General features: G+C 53.0%; 1 pseudogene. It reads left to right on the top strand.

Features of this window, described 5'->3' with window-relative positions:
• Positions 1–827, top strand: a pseudogene (locus ACG0Z5_RS23770) (flagellin FliC); the annotation flags it as partial.

Raw genomic sequence — 827 nt, 5'->3', positions numbered from 1 at the left:
AACTTCAACGGCGTGAACGTACTGGACGGCTCGAAAGACAAGCTGACCATTCAGATCGGCGACAAAGACGGCCAGACCATCGATATCGACCTGAAAAAACTGGATATCGAATCTCTGGGCCTGGAAGATTTCTCTGCTGAGTTTGGCAAGATCACTACCGCCGCTGCGATTGACGCACCGAGTGTAGAAAAGGGTACTCAGTTAGCTAAAGGCACTAAATATGATGTTGATGGCAGCGGTAAGCAGTGGGATGTGACCGCTGCTGATCTGACCACCATTGCGAAGGCCATTGATAACACACAAACTGATGATACCAATGTGGAAGTATTCCAGGTTGGAACAGGTGCTGACACTAAGCTGTATGCGACCCTGACCGCTGGCGCGGAAGCGGGCAAGGTCTATGAAATCAAACCTGAGTTTGATGCCACAGGCACTGACCTTAAAATTGACGGTACCAAAGTCAACAAAGAAGCAACGGCGCTGTCAGACCTTGACGCTGACGTTCTGAAAAATGGCCTCAGCACCCTGAACAACTTCGCAGCAGTAAAAGCCGATGGCGCGATCAAAGATAATACCGGCGCAGCGTTCCAACTCGATGCGGCTAAGCTGGATAAGATTTCTGATGACCTGTTTGGTGGCGATGCAGCAACCAGCGGGATGACCATCTACTCCGCAGACGGCGGCGCAGCCAACACCTACTATGCCGTTGACGCCAATGGCGTAGCGAAGAGCTTCACCGTTGATGCTGCAGGGGATGCAACTGCAGGCACCCTGACGCCTCGTGACGAATACGCGGTGCAGAAATTCGCTGCGGGCGGCAGCGCCGA

This window comes from Scandinavium sp. M-37, from assembly GCF_043558715.1.
Lineage (GTDB): Bacteria > Pseudomonadota > Gammaproteobacteria > Enterobacterales > Enterobacteriaceae > Scandinavium > Scandinavium vulneris_A.
Note: the sequence above shows the minus strand (reverse complement) of the source record. Positions and strands in the feature narration are given on the sequence as shown.